Annotated in this window: 11 protein-coding genes; 2 read left to right on the forward strand and 9 right to left on the reverse strand. The window is 67.2% G+C overall.

The features are described from left to right. Positions 1-22 precede the first annotated feature (22 nt). Together KXD98_RS24870 and KXD98_RS24875 are read left to right on the forward strand one after the other, a co-directional pair. Positions 23-3,199, forward strand: coding sequence for an arabinosyltransferase domain-containing protein (locus tag KXD98_RS24870; RefSeq protein ID WP_260760958.1), 3,177 nt, complete (start codon positions 23-25; stop codon positions 3,197-3,199). A 43-nt stretch (positions 3,200-3,242) separates the two neighbouring features. Next, on the forward strand, positions 3,243-4,406 hold the full coding sequence (locus KXD98_RS24875; RefSeq protein ID WP_260760959.1) for a transporter substrate-binding domain-containing protein: 1,164 nt from the start codon (positions 3,243-3,245) through the stop codon (positions 4,404-4,406). Between the two features lies 1 nt (position 4,407). Here the strand turns inward: KXD98_RS24875 and KXD98_RS24880 are convergent, their stop codons facing one another. The 9 genes from KXD98_RS24880 to KXD98_RS24920 all read right to left on the reverse strand — a co-directional run bounded on the left by KXD98_RS24880 (position 4,408) and on the right by KXD98_RS24920 (position 19,458). Beyond that, positions 4,408-5,724: a serine/threonine-protein kinase gene (locus KXD98_RS24880; protein WP_260760960.1), complete on the reverse strand. Its 1,317-nt coding sequence runs from the start codon at positions 5,722-5,724 to the stop codon at positions 4,408-4,410. Between the two features lie 24 nt (positions 5,725-5,748). Beyond that, entirely contained in the window at positions 5,749-6,657 is a 909-nt protein-coding gene (locus KXD98_RS24885) for a DUF4331 domain-containing protein (protein WP_260760961.1), read from the reverse strand. 27 nt (positions 6,658-6,684) lie between these two features. After that, the gene (locus KXD98_RS24890; RefSeq protein WP_260765406.1) at positions 6,685-8,247 is read right to left on the reverse strand and encodes an acyl-CoA carboxylase subunit beta; all 1,563 of its coding nucleotides are present in this window, start codon (positions 8,245-8,247) and stop codon (positions 6,685-6,687) included. A gap of 8 nt (positions 8,248-8,255) precedes the next feature. Then, positions 8,256-13,652 carry a polyketide synthase Pks13 gene (gene pks13 / locus KXD98_RS24895; RefSeq protein WP_260760962.1) on the reverse strand — a complete coding sequence of 1,799 codons (5,397 nt, stop codon included), beginning with the start codon at positions 13,650-13,652 and terminating at the stop codon, positions 8,256-8,258. A gap of 63 nt (positions 13,653-13,715) precedes the next feature. Further along, entirely contained in the window at positions 13,716-15,605 is a 1,890-nt protein-coding gene (gene fadD32, locus KXD98_RS24900) for a long-chain-fatty-acid--AMP ligase FadD32 (protein ID WP_260760963.1), read from the reverse strand. Between the two features lie 199 nt (positions 15,606-15,804). Further along, on the reverse strand, positions 15,805-16,812 hold the full coding sequence (locus KXD98_RS24905; RefSeq protein WP_260760964.1) for a cutinase family protein: 1,008 nt from the start codon (positions 16,810-16,812) through the stop codon (positions 15,805-15,807). 19 nt (positions 16,813-16,831) lie between these two features. Further along, positions 16,832-17,245 carry a DUF732 domain-containing protein gene (locus KXD98_RS24910; protein WP_260760965.1) on the reverse strand — a complete coding sequence of 138 codons (414 nt, stop codon included), beginning with the start codon at positions 17,243-17,245 and terminating at the stop codon, positions 16,832-16,834. A gap of 96 nt (positions 17,246-17,341) precedes the next feature. Beyond that, entirely contained in the window at positions 17,342-18,244 is a 903-nt protein-coding gene (locus tag KXD98_RS24915) for an alpha/beta hydrolase-fold protein (protein WP_260760966.1), read from the reverse strand. Positions 18,245-18,384: 140 nt separating this feature from the next. Next, complete coding sequence (locus KXD98_RS24920; RefSeq protein ID WP_260760967.1) at positions 18,385-19,458, reverse strand: esterase family protein; 1,074 nt, start codon at positions 19,456-19,458, stop codon at positions 18,385-18,387. Between the last annotated feature and the right edge of the window lie 154 nt (positions 19,459-19,612).

A 19,612-nucleotide genomic window follows, 5' to 3' on the forward strand; every position in this document is an offset into this window, starting at 1 on the left:
GCTTGCGCGCGAAGCGGGGGTTATGAACGACGTGCGGACGGCGCGCTGGGTCGCCACCATCGCCGGTCTGCTCGGGGTGCTGATGGCTGTGGCCACGCCGCTGCTGCCCGTCACCCAGACGACCGCGACGTTGAACTGGCCCCAGCACGGCGAGCTGGGTAACGTCACCGCGCCCCTGATCTCACAGGCACCGGTGAACCTGACCGCGACCATTCCCTGCGAGGTGGTACGGGATCTGCCGGCCGACGGCGGGTTGGTGCTGGGAACCGCCCCGGAGCGCGGCCGCGACGCCGCACTGAACGCGATGCTGGTCACCGCCACCGAGTCACGTGTCGACGTCATCGTGCGCAACGTCGTGGTGGCCAGCGTGGACCGCGACCGGATGCCCGGCTGCTCGGTCATCGAGATCACCTCGAACCTCGACGGCACCTACGCCGATTTCGTGGGCCTGACCCAGACCTCCGGCGAAGATGCCGGTGAACCGCAGCGCACCGGCTACGCCGACCCCAACCTGCGGCCCGCCATCGTCGGCGTCTTCACCGACCTCGTCGGGCCTGCCCCGCCGGGTATGTCGCTGTCGGCGACCATCGACACCCGGTTCACCTCGCAGCCCACTGCGCTGAAGCTGACCGCGATCCTGCTGGCGCTCGCGTCGACCGCGGTCGCTCTGCTGGCGTTATGGCGGTTGGACCGCCTCGACGGCCGACGCATGCGTCGCCTGATCCCGACCCGCTGGCGTACCGCCACTCCGGTCGACGGTGTCGTGGTCGGCGGGTTCGCGCTCTGGTACGTCATCGGCGCCAATTCCTCCGACGACGGCTACATCCTCGGGATGGCCCGGGTAGCCGAGCATGCGGGCTACATGTCGAACTACTTCCGCTGGTTCGGCAGCCCCGAAGACCCGTTCGGCTGGTACTACAACCTGCTCGCGCTGATGACGCAGGTCAGCAGCGCCAGCATCTGGATGCGGCTGCCCGACCTGGTGTGCTCGCTGATCTGCTGGCTGTTGTTGTCCCGCGAGGTGCTGCCTCGGCTCGGACCTGCCGTGCTGGCCAGCCGACCGGCACTGTGGGCGGCCGGTCTGGTGCTGCTCGGCGCATGGATGCCGTTCAACAACGGGCTACGCCCGGAAGGCCAGATCGCCACCGGCGCGCTGATCACCTACGTGCTCATCGAACGGGCCATCAGCTCGGGTCGGCTCACTCCGGCCGCATTCGCGATCATCACGGCGTCCTTCACGCTCGGCATTCAGCCGACCGGCCTGATCGCGGTCGCGGCGCTGGTGGCCGGCGGCCGGCCCATCCTGCGCATCCTGATGCGGCGCCGGCAGTGGGTGGGTACCTGGCCGCTGGTGGCGCCATTGCTGGCAGCCGGCACGGTCGTGCTTGCCGTGGTGTTCGCTGACCAGACGTTGGCAACGGTGTTGGAGGCCACCAGGATTCGCACTGCGATCGGCCCCAGCCAGGAGTGGTACACCGAGAACCTGCGCTACTACTACTTGGTTCTGCCGACCGTCGATGGGGCGATCTCGCGCCGCTTCGCCTTCCTGTTCACCGCGATGTGCCTGTTCCCGTCGCTATTCATGATGCTGAGACGCAAACGCGTGCCCGGCGTCGCGCGCGGCCCGGCCTGGCGATTGATGGGCGTCATCTTCGCCACCATCTTCTTCCTGATGTTCACCCCCACCAAGTGGATTCATCACTTCGGTCTGTTCGCCGCGGTCGGCGGCGCGATGGCAGCGCTGGCCACGGTGCTGGTGTCGCGCGCCGTATTGCGCTCGGCGCGCAACCGGATGGTGTTCCTGGCGCTGGTCTTCTTCGTGCTGGCGCTGTGCTTCGCCTCCACCAACGGGTGGTGGTATGTCTCCAACTTCGGTGTGCCGTTCAACACCTCGGTGCCGCAACTCGGCGGCGTCACCGTCAGTGCGGTGTTCTTCGCACTGTTTGTTCTCGCCGCGCTGTGGGCGTTCCGTCTACACCTGTCACCGGGCCGGGAGTCCCGGGTGGTCGACAAGCTCACCGCCGCCCCGATCCCGATCGCTGCGGGCTTCATGGTGGTGATCTTCGTCGCGTCGATGATCACCGGAATGGTCCGCCAGTACCCCACGTACTCCAACGGATGGGCCAATATCCGCGCGTTCGCCGGGGGATGCGGCCTGGCCGACGACGTGCTCGTCGAACCCGACTCCAACGCCGGCTTCCTACCGGAACTGCCCGGCCAACCGTCGGGACCGCTCGGCCCGCTGGGCGGCACCAACCCGGTCGGCTTCACCCCCAACGGGGTGCCCGACCGGATCATCGCCGAAGCGATCCGGCTGAACAATCCGCAACCGGGCACCGATTACGACTGGAACCGCCCGATTCGGCTGCCCCGCCCGGGCGTCAACGGATCGACCGTGCCGTTGCCCTACGGGCTGGATCCCGCCCGAGTCCCCGTCGCGGGCACGTATACCGAAGGCGCACAACAAGAGAGCAGGCTGGCCTCGTCCTGGTACGAGCTGCCGCCCGCCGACGACGCTCATCCGCTGTTGGTGATCACCGCGGCCGGCACCATCGCCGGACGCAGTGTTGCCGACGGATTCACCTCCGGACAGACCGTGGAGATCGAGTACGCGACCACCGGCCCGGACGGCGCCCCGTTGCCCGCCGGCCGGGTCAGCCCCTACGACATCGGCCCCACGCCGTCGTGGCGCAACCTGCGTTATCCGCGGGCGCAGATTCCCGCCGATGCGGTCGCGATCCGGGTGGTCGCCGAAGATCTCAATCTCGGCCGGGGTGACTGGATCGCGGTGACGCCGCCCCGACTTCCCGAGTTACGGTCGGTGCAGGAATACGTCGGCTCCGAGCAACCGGTACTGCTGGACTGGGCTGTCGGGCTGGCATTCCCGTGCCAGCAGCCGATGCTGCATGCCAACGGGGTCACCGAGATTCCGCGGTTCCGCATCTCGCCGGACTACTACGCCAAGCTGCAGAGCACCGACACCTGGCAGGACGGCATCAACGGTGGCCTGCTCGGCATCACCGACCTGCTCCTGCGGGCATCGGTGATGCCGACCTACCTGTCCCGCGACTGGGGACAGGATTGGGGCTCGCTGCGCCGCTTCGACACCATCATCGATGCCGAGCCGGCCGAGATCGAGCTGGGCGAAGCCACCCGGTCCGGCCTCTGGTCGCCAGGTCCGATTCGTATCCAGCCGTGACCGTGAGCTCAGGTCACCGGCGATACGAAGGAGTGGTCAAACCGTGGGACTCCACAGGTTCCTGCTGCTGATCGTTGCCGCGATGGTCGGGCCCGTGGCGTTGGGGGCGCTGCTGCTCGTCTCCCCGTTGATGCCCTCGGCCGCAGCCCAGCCGGCCCTGCCGGTCGCTGACAGCGAACCGGTGCGGGTGGCCATCCATCCGCTCGAGCCGTTCGTGATGGAGACCACCTCCGGTGAACTGACCGGCTTCAGCATCGACCTCTGGAACGAGATCACCAATCGCCTCGATCTCGACACCGAATTCGTGACCACCGACAACGTCGGCGGTCAGCTGGCGGCGGTGGCCGACGACCGTGCCGAGGTGGCGATCGGCGCGATCTCGCTGACCGCAGACCGCGAACAGCACTTCGACTTCTCCCAGCCAACCCTCGACGGCGGACTGCAGATCATCGTGCCCGTACACGACACCCGGCCCGCGGTGCCCGGCCTCGGCGGTTATCTCGACCTGTTGTTCTCCCGCACCATGCTGATCTGGCTGAGTGCGGCCATCGTGGTCAGCGTGATCCCGGCACACGTGTTCTGGCTGATCGAACGCCGCGGCGCCAAACCCGTGGTGTCCCGGTCCTATTTTCCGGGCATCTTCCAGTCGTTCAGTTGGGGCATCGGCTCACTGGTCGGCAAGAACAGCACCGCCGCGTCGAAGACGATCACCCAGTCTCTGGCGATCCTGTGGGGCTTTGCCGGCATCGTCTTCATCTCGTTCTACTCCGCCAATCTCAGCGCCACGCTGACGGTGGCCAAACTCGACGCCAAGATCACCGGACCGGCCGACCTCTACGAGAAGTCGGTGGCCACCGTGGCCGACACCACCGCGGCGTCTTTCCTGCGCGGAATGGGCATCACCGCGACGGAGACCGAGAACATCGAGGACTCGTACCATCTGTTGCGCGAAGAGGGTTACGACGCCGTGGTCTTCGATTCCCCGGTGCTGCGCTACTACGTCGCCCACCGCGGTGAGGGCGTCGCCGTGGTGGCCGGACCGGTATTCCAGGAAGAAAACCAGGGATTCGTGTTCAACATCGACAGCCCGCTGCGAAAGCCGATCAACCAGGCGCTGTTTCGGATGCGCGAAGACGGCACCTACAACCTGATCCGGGAGAAGTGGTTCGGCGACGCCATCGCCGCCACCGCGGGTGACTACAGCTGACCTACTGGTCATTGGCCGCCGGATCGGCGTTTTCCCGCACGATGTCGTTGTGACAGTCCGCTCGGTCCTGGCCGGTCTGCTCCATACACACCAGCACCGGGTTACTCGCAGCGGATGCGGGTTCGACGGTGGGGTGCGGGATCTCGCCGGGATAGAGCGACCACAGCGGTGCACCCGAGGACGCCAGGCGCGCGCAATAGGCCGGTTCCCCTTTCTCGGTGACTCCGGCGGCCCCCAACGTGGCGCAATCCGCACCGACCACCACCACGGGCAATGACACCGCCCCCGGTGCCGGGGCCGCGGCCTCGCTGCGGCCTTCCTGCCGCTCGTACTGCGCCAGTACCACCACCGCGGCGATCGCGGTGAGGGCCAATACGACAGCGACCGGGATCGCGACCCATTTCCGAGATCTGCCGGGCGAGGCGGCCCGCGCATGCACCGTGGCGTCGGGATCGGCGCTGACGGTCTGGTTCACCACCGCGCTGCGGTTGCCCAGGGCACGGGCGAAGTCGACACACCGGTCGAAGCGCTCGGTGGGCAGTTTGGCCAAAGCCTTGGCGAACACCGTTCCCAGCGAGGTCAATTCGGGGCGGTGGTCGGCGATCGCCGGCGGAGCGGCGGTCAGGTGGCGGCTGATCACGATCGCCGGGTTGTCGTGCTTGAACGGTGGGGACCCGGTCAGCAGCTGAAAAGCTGTCGCCGCCAACGCGTACTGGTCGGCACGGCCGTCGATCTGTTCGTCCGCGGTCAATTGCTCGGGCGCACAGTAGGCCACCGTACCCACCGTCATGTTGGTGCCGGTCAATGCGCTGACCTCACCGAGTCGGCGGGCAATCCCGAAGTCGGCCAACATGATCCGCTCGTTCTCGGTCTCCGGGTCTGCTATCAGGATGTTCGCCGGCTTGACGTCGCGGTGCAGCAGACCGCGCTGGTGCGCGTAATCGAGGGCCTCACCGACCGCGGTGACGATCCTGATCACCAGCGCCGGTGGCATCCCATCCGGGTACCGGTCGGCCAACAGCTGCGCGGCGTCGGTGCCCTCCACGTGGTCCATCGAGATCCACAACCGGCCGTCGAACTCGCCGCGGTCGTGCACCGCGACAATGTGGGGGTGCCACAGCGTGGCCGCGATGTCGGCCTCGCGGTGGAACCGCTCACGGTATTCGTCGTCGGCGCAGACGCTGGCCGGCAGAACCTTCAGCGCGTCATACCGCGGCAGTCTGGGATGTTTGGCCACATACACCTCGCCCATCCCACCTGAACCCAGCAACCGCGCAACGGTGTACCCCGAGATGACCTCGCCGGCGCTCAGCGGCATGCGCGGAATCCTAGAGCCATGGCCTCAGTTGGGCGCACCGAGATACGGGAACTCGGGCAGCAGGCCGTCGGGAGCATTGAGTCCGGAGAAACTCTTCTGTCCGTTGGTCAGAAACCTCGAACGGTAGTTGGCGACGTCGTCGGTCAGGGTGCGACCGTTGGGGTATTCCACCGCCTCGGACGGGTTGTAGGACAACATGTCGGGCAGGGTGTCTTCGGCTTCGATGGCCGCGACCGCCTCCTCCCGGGAGTAGCCGCCGGTCTCGGCCATCAACTCGATCAGGTGGGCCATCCAGTGGGCGCGGTCCTGGTTCGGCTCACCGGCGCTGTACTCGGCGAGTTGCTCCTCGGTGGCGAAGAATCCACTGACCCACGGGTGGCCGACCCGGTCGGCATGCACCCACCGGCCATCGCGGAGCAGGCTGCAGCGCGCCCAGACGCGCACGCCGGGCTCCGCTCCCAGGTATGCGGTCGGCAATTCCACGGCCATCGCGATGACATTGGTGTCGGCGAACGACGCGTCGGCGCGGGCACCGGCGAAAAACGAGTACGAACCCGACTGCCACATCCGCGGCGTCTCGTCGAACGACACCTCGACGTCGCCGAAGATCCGCGAGCCTGCCGCTGCGTTGACGCGGGCATCGGCCTGCAGCGCGAGGTAAACGTCGACGCGCTGGCGAGGCGACCCGTGCGCCCCCGAGACGTCGCTGAACACGAAGTTGAACGCGATGTCGTTGCGCAGATCGCCGTCGTTGTCGACCGCGATGCGGTAAACCGCCCCCGGGCACATCGGACCTGCCTGCGGGTTCGCGGTGAGGATCAGCGCGGTGCGGCTCGGGTCCTTCGGGGACGGGAAGACGTACAGATCGCACAGGTCCAGCCGCGGGTCACCCAGCGGCGCAGCTCGTCGCAGCCCGGTGAAATCAGTCGACACAGCCTTCATCCAACCGCACGCCGGCGCCTAGATCGGAGTCAGGCCGTGTTTACGCTGCACACGGCTGATCTGCTTGTCGCGGAGCAGGTGCAACGACTTGCGCAGCAGCAGCCGGGTTTCGTGCGGCTCGACGACACCGTCGATGAAACCGCGTTCGGCAGCCACCCAGGGCACCGCCATGGTGGCGTTGTAACCCTCGATGAAATCGGCCTTGATCTTCTGCACCTCGGGCGCGGTCGGATCGGGGAACCGCTTGACCAGCAACTGCGCCGCACCTTCGGCGCCGATCACCGCGATGCGCGCGGTCGGCCAGGCGAAGTTGAAGTCGGCGGTCAGCTGCTTGGAACCCATCACGGCGTACGCACCGCCGTAGGACTTGCGGATCGTGATGGTGATCTTGGGGACGTCAGCTTCGACCACGGCATTGAGGAAGCGGCCGCCACGCTTGATGATGCCGCCTTTTTCCTGCTGCACACCGGGCATGAAGCCGGGTGTGTCGACGACGAACACCAGCGGGGTGTTGAACGAGTCGCAGAACCGGACGAAGCGGGCGGCTTTGTCGGAGGCCTCGTTGTCGATCGCACCCGACATGTGCATCGGCTGGTTGGCGATCACGCCGACCGGGCGCCCGTCGACGCGCGCGAACGCGGTGATGATGGCCGGGCCGGACTGCTCGCCGACCGGGAACACGTCACCGTCGTCGAAGATCCGCAGCAGGATCTCCATCATGTCGTAGGCCTGGTTGTCGTTGTCCGGCACGATCGCGTCGAGCTCGAGGTCGTGCGGGGTGATTTCCGGCTCCAGGCCGGGGTTGACGATCGGCGGGTCGTCGAAGGTGTTGGCCGGCAAGAAGCTCAGATAGTCGCGCACGTACTGGAACGCCGCTGCCTCGGACTCCACGACCTGGTGGATGTTGCCGTAGCGGGCCTGGGCTTCGGCGCCGCCGAGCTCGTCAAGGGTGACGTCTTCGCCGGTGACGTCCTTGATGACGTCCGGGCCGGTGACGAACATGTAGCCCTGGTCGCGCACCGCGACGACGAGGTCGGTCTGGATCGGCGAGTACACCGCGCCGCCGGCACACTTGCCGAAGATCAGCGAGACCTCGGGCACCAGGCCGCGCAGCAACTCGTGACGCCGACCCAATTCGGCGTACCAGGCCAGCGATGTCGCGGCGTCCTGGATACGGGCTCCCCCGGAGTCATTGATGCCGATGATCGGGCAGCCGACCATGGCCACCCACTCCATCAACCGGGCAACCTTGCGGCCGAACATCTCCCCGACCGATCCCTGGAACACCGTCTGGTCGTGGCTGAACACCCCGACCGGGCGGCCGTTGATGGTGCCGTGGCCGGTGACCACGCCGTCGCCGAACAGCGCATCCGGATCGCCCGGTGTCTTGGCCAGCGCACCGATCTCCAGGAAGCTGCCCGGGTCCAGCAGCGAGTAGATGCGGTCCCGCGCGCTGGGGATGCCCTTCTTGGCCCGCTTGGCGACCGCTTTCTCGCCGCCCGGCTCCTTGGCCTGTTCGAGCTTGTCGCGCAGCTCCGCCAGCAGCTCGGCGGTGGTCTTCGGGTGGTGGGTGGGAGGCACCTTCGTCGTCACGCCTGAGTCTCCTTTGCCTGGCTGCCCTCGATCGCGTTGATCGCCGCGCTCATGTGTGCACCGACCTTTGCAATGTACGGCTCGTCGATGGCCTGGATGTGTTCACCCCCGATTGGCACCACCTCGAGATCCTCGACGAACTCACCCCAGCCACCGTCGGGTTGACGGATCGCGTAGCGCGGCTCGAAGAAGATCGCGTCGTCGTGGTAGCGGTCGGCCATGTACAGCGTGACGTGACCGTCGTAGGGCTGGATCTCAGCGGTCTCGAGCAGGCGGTTGTCCAGGTAGGACGTGCGCTGGTGCTCGATGATGCCGCCCGGGATGTCGACGCCGCTCTGCTTGACCGCGTCGAGCACGAACCGCACCTGACCCTCGTCGTCGAGTTCCTCGAGCTGCTCGTAGGGAATCTCGGGGATCTCGACATTGAAGGTGCGTTGGGCGAACAGCGCGTAGCGGTCCCAGCGCGCCCGCGTCTCCTCCTTGGTCTGCGGCACCTCCTCGCCGGGACGCACCATGTCGATCAAACCGACGAAGCGGACGTCAGCACCGGCGCGCTTGAGCCCGATCGCGCAGGCGTAAGCCAGCGCACCACCCAGCGACCAGCCGACCAGGATGTAAGGGCCGTTGCCTTGGATCTCCCTCAGCTTCGGCAGATACTCGGCCGCCCGCTCCTCGACCGAACCCTCGACCCGCTCGAACCCGTACATCGGGGTGTCCGGCGGCAACCGCTTGAGCAGCGGCTCGTAGACGGCGGTGTTACCCCCGGCCGGGTGAAAGACGAACACCGGGATCCGCGTCGACCCCTCGGGCCTGGCGCGGATGGTCCGGACGAACCCGTCGAGCTCACCGGCGTCCATCAGCTCGCGCACCGTACTCGCCAGCTGCTCGATGGTTCCCGCACTGCTGACCTGCTCGACGGTGACGGTGCCCTCGGCACGCTCGGAGAGCCGCTCGGCCATCTTCTGCGCCGTCGCCTCGTCGATCTTCGGCAACTCGTTGAAGACACCGCCGGGCGATTTGCCGGTTACGATCGCCCACGTCGCGAAGGTGACGCGCTCAGCGGCGTCGCGGGGCGGGACGTCGGCGCCCAACGCCTCGGTGACCGCTTCCTGGGTCAGCACCTTCGCGGCCAGCCCTGCGGCACTGGGCTTCTCGGCCGACGGGCCGCTGGGATCGGTCGGCGGCGCCGGGATCTGAGCCTCCACGGCATCGGTGGCGATCTGCTCGGCCGCCGGCTGCTCGGGCGCTGCGGCAATGGGGTGCCCGGCGTCGGCCAGCTTGGCCTCCAGCTCGGCGACCGTGCTGGCGCCACCCATCAGTTCGGCCTGGTCGGCGGCGATCTCCTCGGCGCTCTTGCCCTTCTGCGCCTCGGCGATCTGGTCGACCTCGTCGCGGTGCTCGACGGCATAGGCGATCAGCTTCTCCACCGCGTAGAGGTTCGCGTCGCGCACGGCGGTCAACTGAATCGGCGGCAGGTCGAAGTCGTACTCGACCCGGTTCTTGATCCGCACGGCCATCAGCGAATCCAGACCGAGTTCGATCAGCGGCACCTCCCAGGGCAGGTCCTCGGGGGCGTAACCCATCGCGGCGCCGACGATCGCACCGAGCCGGTCGGCGATCGTCTCGCCGGACTCCGGTGACCACTTCGCGAAACCGGCCGCCAAACCCGCTCCGGCGGTGAGGTTGTCGTGCAGGATATCGGCATCTTCTTCCGGTTCCTCCGCCGCCGGGGCCGCGACCATGGACTCAGCGATCGTGCCGGCCCCTACTGCCGTCGGCAGCGCGGTCTGGGCCCCGTCGCGAGTGACGATGGCGTCGTAGACGAGAGTGAAGGATTCGTCGATGCGGGCGTGCACCTGCACGCTGGCCCCGCCCGGATGCCGGGTCAACGTGGTGACCAGGCGGGCATCGTCTGCGGGAACAGCGCGCTGCTCGGACGCGGTCAGCCGGGCATCCGGAAGCACCGCTGCAGCAGCGGCTTTCACCAGGGCGGCCAGATCGGTGCCGCCCCGTGCGGCGTACTCCCACACGTGCTTGCCATCGGGCGTCGCGACATGGTTGCCCGGCATCACCGTAGAGCTGTCCCCGGTGAACCGCGCCAGGAGCCAGTGCGGCTTGCGCTTGAACCGGGTCGGTGGGATGTCGGCGAAATCCAGCGCCCCGGCCAGCCCGCGGGAACGGCGCGGGAACAGTGTCCGGAAATCCAGGTCATGACCGTGCACGAACAGGTGCGCCATCGCCGAGGTCATCGAGTCGACCTCGTCCTGCTTGCGCGCCAACGTCGGAATCAGTTGCGCATCATGCAATCCCGCGACCGCAGTGGTCAGCCCGACCTGCATCAGCGCGACCGGGTTGGGGGCCAACTCCAGGAAAGTGGTGTGCCCGTTGTCCACGGCATTGCGGATGCCGTGGGTGAAGTACACGCTGTGGCGCAGGCCCTTCTTCCAATAGTCGACATCGTGGATCGCATCCGACCCGGCCCGGATCAGGCTGCCCTCGTGGACGGTCGAGTAGTACGGCACCTGCACCGGACGCGCCTCGATGCCCTGCAGTTCGGCGGCCAGTTCGCCGAGCAGCGGGTCCATCTGCGAGGTGTGGCTGGCTCCCTTGGTCTGGAACTTGCGAGCGAAGCGCCCCTCGGCCTCGGCGCGCTCGATGATCGCGTCGACCTGCTCGGGCGGGCCCCCGATGACCGTCTGAGTGGGCGCGGCGTACACGCACACCTCAAGGTTCTTGAAATCGGAGAAGACGGTCTCGATCTCCTCGGCCGAGTACTCGACCAACGCCATCAGTCGGATGTACTCGCCGAACAGCATCGCTTCGCCCTCGCCCATCAGGTGCGAACGCGAGCAGATCGTGCGGGTGGCGTCTTCGAGCGACAGGCCGCCGGAGAAGTACGCCGCAGCCGCCTCACCCAGCGACTGCCCGATCAGCGCACCAGGCTTGGCGCCGTGTGACTTCAGCAGCTCGCCGAGAGCGACCTGGATCGCGAAGATGACCAGTTGCACCTTCTCGATCGGGAGCTCGGTGGTCTCGTCGGTGTAGTCGATCGCGTCGTCGAGAATGAGCTCGAGAATGGAATGCCCGCGCTCGTCCTGAATGAGGCTGTCGACCTTGTCGATCCACTCGGCGAAGGTGGCGTTGCGCAGATACAGGCTCTTGGCCATCTTGCGGTGCTGAGCACCGAAGCCAGCCAGCACCCACACCGGTCCGTTGGTGACCGGACCGTCGGCGGCCAGGACACTGGGATGCGGCTTGCCGTCGGCCAGCGCCCGCAACCCGGCGACCGCCTCGTCGTGGTCGTGGGCCAACACGACCGCGCGCGAGCGGCCATGGTTGCGCCGCGACAACGAACGCCCGATCGACTCCAGCGAGGATTCCCGGCCGGCAGGGCTGTCGACCCAGTCGGCCAGCTCGGCGGCGGTGGCCCGCTTGCGCGAGGTCAAAAAGCCCGAAACAGCCAGCGGGATCAGCGGTGTAGCCGGGTTCTCCGCCTCGGCCGCGGCCAGTTCCTCGCGGGCGATCTCCAGCAGCCGTAGCGCCTCGTCGGTCAGCCCGGGCAACTCCGGATCCTCGCCGGAAGCCTGTCCGTAGAAATCGTCGTCACCGCGGGTGTCGTCGTCATCGTCATCGTCATGTGCGAACTCGCCGAACTCGTCCATCCGCACACCGCCGACGTACACCGCCTGGGCGTCGTCGGTGGCTGGTGTGACGACCGCGACGTCGGGCTCGGGCATGGGCTCCACCAGATCGGTGGGCAGCACCTCGCGCAGCACCAGATGCGCGTTGGCGCCGCCGAATCCAAAGCCCGACACGCCCGCCACGGCGTGGCCGCTGTAGCGGGGCCAGTCGGTGACGGCGTCGGCGACCTTGAGGTGCTCGGCGTCGAAGTCGATGTACGGGTTGGGCCCCGCATAATTGATCGACGGAGGAATCTTGTTGCGCTGCAGCGACAATGCCACCTTGGCCAGGCTGGCCGCACCGGCCGCAGATTCCAGGTGTCCGAGGTTGGACTTCACCGCACCCAGCAGCGCCGGCTTATCGGCGGCGCGCCCGCGGCCGATGACCCGGCCCAGTGCGTCGGCCTCGATCGGGTCACCGAGGATGGTGCCGGTGCCATGCGCCTCGACGTAGTCGACGTCGCGGGGGTTGATGCCGGCGTCCTTGTAGGCCTTGCGTAGCACCGCTTCCTGCGCGTCGGGGTTCGGCGCGAGCAGACCGTTGGACCGGCCGTCGTGGTTGACCGCGCTACCGGCGATCACCGCCAGGATGTCGTCGCCGTCGCGGCGCGCATCGGCCAGTCGCTTGAGCACCAGCATCCCGCCGCCCTCGGAGCGGGCGTACCCGTCGGCGTCCGAGGAGAACGACTTGATCCGCCCGTCGGGCGCCAGCACCCCACCCACTTCGTCGAATCCCACGGTGACCAGCGGTGTCACCAGGGCGTTGACGCCGCCGGCGATCACCACGTCGGCATCGCCGGCGCGCAGCGCCTTGACGCCCTCGTGCACGGCCACCAGCGACGACGAGCAGGCGGTGTCGATGGCCATCGACGGGCCACGGAAGTCGTAGAAGTAGGAGACCCGGTTGGCGATGATCGAGCTCGCGGTGCCGGTGATCGCGTAGGGGTGCGCGGTCGACGGATCTGCCACGCCCAGGAAGCTGTAGTCGTTGGTGGAGCTGCCGACGTAGACGCCGACGTTCTCACCGCGCAGGCTCGACGCGGGAATTCGCGCATGCTCCAATGCTTCCCACGTCAGCTCCAGCGCCATCCGCTGCTGCGGGTCGATGTTGTCGGCTTCCATCTTCGACAGCGCGAAGAACTCGGCGTCGAAACCCTTGATGTCGGACAGGTAGCCACCGCGGGTGCGGGCCTTGGCCACCCGTTCGGCGACCCGAGGCTCGGAGAGAAACTCCGACCAACGCCCCTCCGGCAGGTCGGTGATCGCGTCACGGCCCGCCAGCAGCGCCTCCCACGCCTGGTCGGGGGTGTTCATGTCGCCGGGGAAACGGGTTCCGATCCCGACGATGGCGATGTTGAGCTGACCTTCGTCGCCGTCGCGCGACCAGTCCTCGGCATCGAGCGCTTCGGTGTCCTGTTCGGGCTCGCCTTCGACGATCACCGTCGCCAACGACTCGATCGTCGGGTGGCGGAAGGCCACGGTGGCCGTCAACGTCACGCCGGTGAGATCCTCGATGTCGCTGGCCATCGCGACCGCGTCACGCGAGGACAAACCCAATTCCACCATCGGCGCGGTTTCGCTGACCGAATCCGGTGACTGACCCGTCGCATTGCCGATCCAGTTGCGCAACCACTCCCGCATCTCGGCGACGGTAAGATCGGGCCCATTCTTGGGAGCCGCGGGCGAAACCGAATCTTCTTGTGGTTCAGTCATGTTCACATAACCTCGCGATCGGCAGCCGAGCAGCCGCCGTGGCCGTTGATGTAGTTGACAGCGTCAGTCCGATTCGTCGGGGAACGCGTTGGCGACCTTGCCGCTGCGTAGGCTCCCGTCGAGGTAGGCCGACCGGCAGGCGCGCCGGCCGATCTTGCCGCTGGAGGTCCGCGGGATGGCGCCGGCCGCGGTGAGCAGCACGTCGCGCACCGTCACCCCGTGCCGTACCGCGATCGCGGCGCGGATCTCGTCGACGATCGGCCCCATGTCGAGTTTGTGCGAGCCGGGCGCACGCTCGCCGACGATGACGAGTTGCTCCGAGGTGTCCTCGGGGTCACGCTTGAGGCCTGCGTGCGTGTCGGCGAACACCTCGTCGGGCAGCTGGTTGGCCGGCACCGAGAACGCCGCGACGAACCCGGTACGCAGGGCTTTGGTGGCTTCCTGGGCGGAGTACTCCAGATCCTGCGGATAGTGGTTGCGGCCGTCGATGATCACCAGATCCTTCACGCGCCCGGTGATGTAAAGCTCCCCGTCGTGGTAGGCGCCCAGGTCCCCGGTGCGCACCCAGGTGCTGTCGTCGGGCGCCCCTTCGGCGTGCGACGGGTTGGTGCGCGATTTGAGGATGTTCTGAAAGGTGGCCAAGGTTTCCTCAGGCTTGTCCCAGTAGCCGGTGCCCATGTTCTGCCCGCTGATCCAGATCTCGCCGATCTGCCCGTCCGGAAGTTCGGTGGCGGTGTCGTTGTCGACGATCACCGCCCACTCGGCCACTCCGATCTTGCCGGCGCCGGCCTGGGCAACCGCCTTGGGCGAGTCGTCGGGCACCTGGACGAACCGGTGGTTGTTGAGCTCGTCGCGGTCGACCGAGATGATCGTGGGCATCTGGTTCATCGGCGTGGTCGACACGAACAGCGTGGCCTCGGCCAGTCCGTAGGACGGCTTGATGGCCTGCGGTTTGAATCCGTGGGGACCGAATGCCTCGTTGAACCGGCGCACCGTGGCTGCCGAGATGGGCTCGCTGCCATTGAGAATGCACTTGATGTTGGACAGGTCCAGTGGTTCTTCACCGTCCTTGGGCACACCGCGCGCGGCGGCATGGTCGAACGCGAAGTTCGGCGCGACGGAGATGGTTCCGCCGGTGTCACCTTCCTTGCGGGCCATCTCCCGGATCCACCGTCCGGGTCGACGCACGAACGCCGCCGGGGTCATGAACGAGATGTAGTGACCGATCATCGGTGACAGCAGGACCGTGATCAGACCCATGTCATGGAAGAACGGCAGCCACGACACCCCACGGTCACCCTCTTCACCCTCGAGGGCTTCGATCACCTGCACCACGTTGGTGGCCAGGTTCAGGTGGGTGATCTGCACGCCGGTCGGGATCCGCGTCGAGCCCGAGGTGTACTGCAGGTAGGCGATGGTGTCATGGGCGACGTCGACCGGCTCCCAAGTGGCGCCGACCTCGTTGGGCACCGCGTCGACAGCGATGACGCGCGGACGCTGGTTGGCCGGCCGGGTGCGGAAGAACTTGCGCACCCCTTCGGCGGCTGCCGTGGTGGTCAGGATCGCCGACGGATTGCAGTCGTCGAGCACGGCGTGCAAACGGCCGACGTGGCCAGGCTCATTCGGATCGAACAGCGGCACGGCGATCCGGCCTGAGTACAGCGTGCCGAAGAACGCAACCAGGTACTCGAGGTTCTGCGGGCACAGGATGGCCACGCGGTCACCGGGCTGGGTCACTTGCTGCAACCGGGCGCCGACTGCGCGGTTGCGGACGCTGAAGTCGGCCCAGTTCAGGTCACGGGCCACCCCATCACGTTCGGTGGAGAAGTCCAGGAAGCGGTAGGCCAGCTTGTCGCCACGTACCTTCGCCCATCGCTCGACGTGTTTGACCAGGCTCCCGTTGTCGGGGAATTTGATCAATCCGTCCTTGATGAACGGGTTGTGGAAGGCCATCTCTACTCCAATCAAGCGGGACGGTGCCCCGCCGGAATCTTTGCGGAATATTCATCCCGAACCCGAAGATCGTACCGGGGAGTAGGCCCCCCACCCCATCAGCCGCCGGTGTCGCTCTTAGATTTTCCTTAATCTGGGGGTAATGCTATGCGACCTGCGCGGGCGTGCCAAATTTCAGCCGGTTCGTGTCGGTTACGGGTCAGCCATGTTTTGGCTGCGGCGCGTTATCGACCAGGTCCTGTGCCCAGTTCAGCGTCCACTGGGTGGCCGACATGCCATCGACGTTCCAGAACTGCGGAGTGGCGTACATCGCATGCACCGGCTGTCCCGCGCCCCCGGCCAGCGTGCTCAGTGTCTGCGGCAGGTTCACGATGGAGAATGCCGACTCCGGGGCCGCGCAGATCAGATCACCCCGCGCGCAGATCTCGTAGGTGCGGTTGTCGAGCGCACCGAAGCCGTCGGGCCGCGGCCCCGACATCGTCAGGCCCAGCGCCGAGAGCGTGGGAACTTCGTGCAGCGTGATCTCAGCGCCCTGACCCGGCGGGTTCGGGCCGATATCCTGACCCACGCCGGTCTGGCGCCGACCGTCGGCGATCAGCGTCACCCCCAGCACCAAATCCTCGTCGACCGGACCACGCCCGTTGCCGATGTCGCTGGCGAGGTCTCCGGCGATCACCGCGCCTTGCGAGAAGCCGACGAGTACATAGCTGGTCAACGGGCAGCGGTCGTTCATCTCGGTCATCGCCTTGATGGTCGCCTGCGTGCCCTCGGCGCGGCTGTCGTTGTAGTCCATCTGACCGTCATTGGCGAACGGGTTCCGGAACTGTGCGGTGTAGGGGACGGTGAACACTTCCAATCGATCCCCGCCGAACTGCGCCCGGATCGGATTGGTGACGTTGAGCAGCAACGCGGCCGGGAACTGCGCCGGGTTGAACGGATCGAGGGCCACCGAGGACTCCCAGGTGCCCGGGATCGACACCAACTGGACATCCGGACAGCTCGCGTCCTGGAACTCCGGCCGCGGCTTGGCGGTGGGCGGCACTGCGGTCGGGGGCACCACCGTCGGAGGCACCGCTGACGGTGGCGCGTCAGGGCGGCGCACCACGACGATCACGATGGCGACGATCAACACCACCACCAGGCCCACGGCGCCGGCGGCGGTCAGCGCGAGCAAGCGGTGGCGTTTCCGCCGGTTGGTCTTCGCCATAAAAGTTCACGCGCTCCTGTTAGCAGAGTCGGTCGGTCGCGATGCGAATGTAGTCGGCCGTCGTGTCATGCAACGCCGGGTCGTCCGGGTCGGTGCGCACCATCGGCGCGATGAAGTCCCACACCGCCTCGTCGGACTGCCTGGCCGCCCGGGCCTGACACACATAAGAACCGATGCTCAGCGCCGTCAGGTCGTTGACCGGCTCGATACCGGCGGCGTGTAGTTCGTCGAGGTAGGCGCGCTGCCGGTCGGTGACCACCAGCGCGTTGGATTCCTCACCCGGCACCCCTGGGCCCGGCAGATTGGGGCCGGACTGACCGTGCACCGGCGCGGGCTCCATCTCTGAGGTCAATCCCGACGTCATGTCGTCACCGGGCGAACAACCGGTCAGCCACACTGCCGGCACAGCGAGCAGCGCGGACAGTCCTGCCATCCCTGCTTTCGCCGAGCGCGACCCGTGTTGCACGCAGTCCAAGGTACCGGCCGGTTGCTGAGGATCGGCTGAGCGACCTGTGATGCCGCGGGGCTCTCAGCGCAGGACCGCAGCCAGCTCACCTGACATGGCGGCCAGCTGGGCACTCCAGGAACCCCAGTCATGGTTGCCCGAGTTGGGGAAGTCGAAGTGTCCGTTACCGCCGCCGGTCCCGCGGTAGTGCTGGTAGAAGGTCCGGTTGCTGCCCTGGGCCTGATCGCAGTATCCGATCATCGCCGCAGGGTCGGTGCAGGTGGTAGCCGAGGGGCTGTAGACCCACAGCCGGGTGTTGTTGTTCACCAGCAACTGCACGTGGACGTCGGGATCGTGCCACTTCCACCGGCCCAGCTGAGGCAGGCCCCACATGTTGCGGGTGTCCACACCGCCGAACTGCGCAAGCCCGGCGGTGATGGCGCCGTTCATCGTCGTCGCCGACGGTGTCAGAAAGCCCGACAGCGACCCGGCGTAGCGGTACCGGTTGGGGTGGAACGCCGCCATGGTCAGCGCCCCGGTACCGCCCTGCGCCGCGCCGACGATGCCGTGGCCGCCCGGGGCCAGACCCTTGTTGGCGGACAGCCAGTTCGGCAACTCGTCAGCCAGGAACGTCTCCCACTGTTTGCTGCCGTCCTGCTCCCAGTTGGTGTACATGCTCCACGCGCCGCCCGCGGGTGCGACCACCGAGACACCCGAGCCGGCCAGGGTGTTCATCGCATTCCCGGCGGTGACCCAGTTGCTGACATCGGGTGCGGCGTTGAAGGCGTCGAGCAGCACCACCGCGTGCGGACCGCCGCCCTGGAACGCGACCGGGATGTCGCGCCCCATCGCCGGTGAGGGCACCATCAGGAACTCCACGCCCTGAGCGTGGGCCGGCGCGGCGCCCGGTGCCCATGGGGCCAGCCCGGCGGACCACAGCGCCACGGCCGCCACCGCGGCCAGGACAGAACGCATCACCGCACGCATCACATTCACCTTCGTTTCGACCGGGGGCACCGCAAGGTAGTGAATCACACCACTGCGACGTACCGGGCGTGAAAACGACGACGACGGTGCTCCCGGAGGGGGCACCGTCGTCGCGTGTCGTGAATGGGTGGTGTGAAGGATCAGCCGCCCGCAGAAACCGGTTCGACCGGGGCAGCCGCGTCCGGCGCGGGCTCCACCGGTGCCGACGGCTGCGGCACCGCGCCGAGCACCCGCTGGATGTCGGGCTTCATCTGCTGCAGCTGCTGACCCCAGTACGCCCACTGGTGGGTGCCGTTGGCGGGGAAGTTGAACACGCCGTTCTTACCGCCGGCGGCGATGTACTCCTCCTGGAAGGTCTTGTTGGTCCGCAGCGTGAAACCTTCCAGGAACTTCGCGTTGAACAGGTTGCCCGAGGTCATCCCCGCATCGAGTTCTGCCGGCTTGCCGTTGCCGCAGAAGATCCAGATCCGGGTGTTGTTGGCAACCAGCCGGTCGATGTTGACCATCGGATCGTTGCGCTTCCATGCGGGATCGCTCGATGGTCCCCACATGTCCTCGGCCTTGTAACCGCCGGCGTCACCCATCGAGATACCGACCAGCATCGGCCACCAACCCTCGGAGAGGTTCAGGAAGCCCGACAGCGCGCCGGCGTACTGGAACTGCTGGGGGTGATGGATGGCCATCGTCAGCGCGGCCGACCCGGCCATCGACAGGCCGACGGCAGCGTTGCGATTGGGATTCACGCCCTTGTTCGCGGCGAGATAGGCGGGCAGTTCCTGGGTCAGGAACGTCTCCCAGTTGTACGTGCTGCAACCGGCCTTGCCGCACGCCGGCTTGTACCAGTCGGTGTAGAAGCTGGACTGGCCGCCGACCGGCATGATCACGGCCAGGCCGGAGTCCAGGTACCACTCGAACGCGGCGGTGTTGATATCCCAGCCGTTGAAGTCCTCCTGCGCCCGCAGGCCGTCGAGCAGGTACACGCCCGGTGCGTTGGCTCCCCCACTCTGGAACTGCACCTTGATGTCGCGGCCCATCGCCGACGACGGCACCATCAGGTACTCGACCGGCAGACCGGGCCGGGAGAACGCCCCCGCGGTCGCCGAGCCTCCGATAGTTGTGATCAAGGCGGGTAGCACGGCCGCCACCAGGGCTGCCACCGTGAACCGGCGCCACGAGACCTTCGCTGCCCCGCGCAGCCTCCCAACCAACTTCATGCGTGTGTCAATCCAATCTGTCGTGAAGCAGCCGCGGACCATCGGTACTCGAAACGAGCCCGGCCGCAGTGTTGCCCGTGTAGTCAACCACACCGTTGTGGCGATTTCTTCGCGCCGCGATCTGCTCACGGCACCCGTCACATGCCCTATCTGA

Source organism: Mycobacterium sp. SMC-4 (genome assembly GCF_025263265.1).
In the GTDB taxonomy this organism is placed as follows: domain Bacteria; phylum Actinomycetota; class Actinomycetes; order Mycobacteriales; family Mycobacteriaceae; genus Mycobacterium.

Excerpts from the sequence above, each read along its gene's own strand:
- KXD98_RS24870 (WP_260760958.1), top strand. The coding sequence starts at position 23 with ATGAACGACGTGCGGACGGCGCGCTGGGTCGCCACCATCGCCGGTCTG.
- KXD98_RS24880 (WP_260760960.1), bottom strand. The coding sequence starts at position 5,724 with ATGCCGCTGAGCGCCGGCGAGGTCATCTCGGGGTACACCGTTGCGCGG.
- pks13 (WP_260760962.1), bottom strand. The coding sequence starts at position 13,652 with ATGACTGAACCACAAGAAGATTCGGTTTCGCCCGCGGCTCCCAAGAAT.
- fadD32 (WP_260760963.1), bottom strand. The coding sequence starts at position 15,605 with ATGGCCTTCCACAACCCGTTCATCAAGGACGGATTGATCAAATTCCCC.
- KXD98_RS24905 (WP_260760964.1), bottom strand. The coding sequence starts at position 16,812 with ATGGCGAAGACCAACCGGCGGAAACGCCACCGCTTGCTCGCGCTGACC.
- KXD98_RS24910 (WP_260760965.1), bottom strand. The coding sequence starts at position 17,245 with ATGGCAGGACTGTCCGCGCTGCTCGCTGTGCCGGCAGTGTGGCTGACC.
- KXD98_RS24915 (WP_260760966.1), bottom strand. The coding sequence starts at position 18,244 with ATGCGTGCGGTGATGCGTTCTGTCCTGGCCGCGGTGGCGGCCGTGGCG.
- KXD98_RS24920 (WP_260760967.1), bottom strand. The coding sequence starts at position 19,458 with ATGAAGTTGGTTGGGAGGCTGCGCGGGGCAGCGAAGGTCTCGTGGCGC.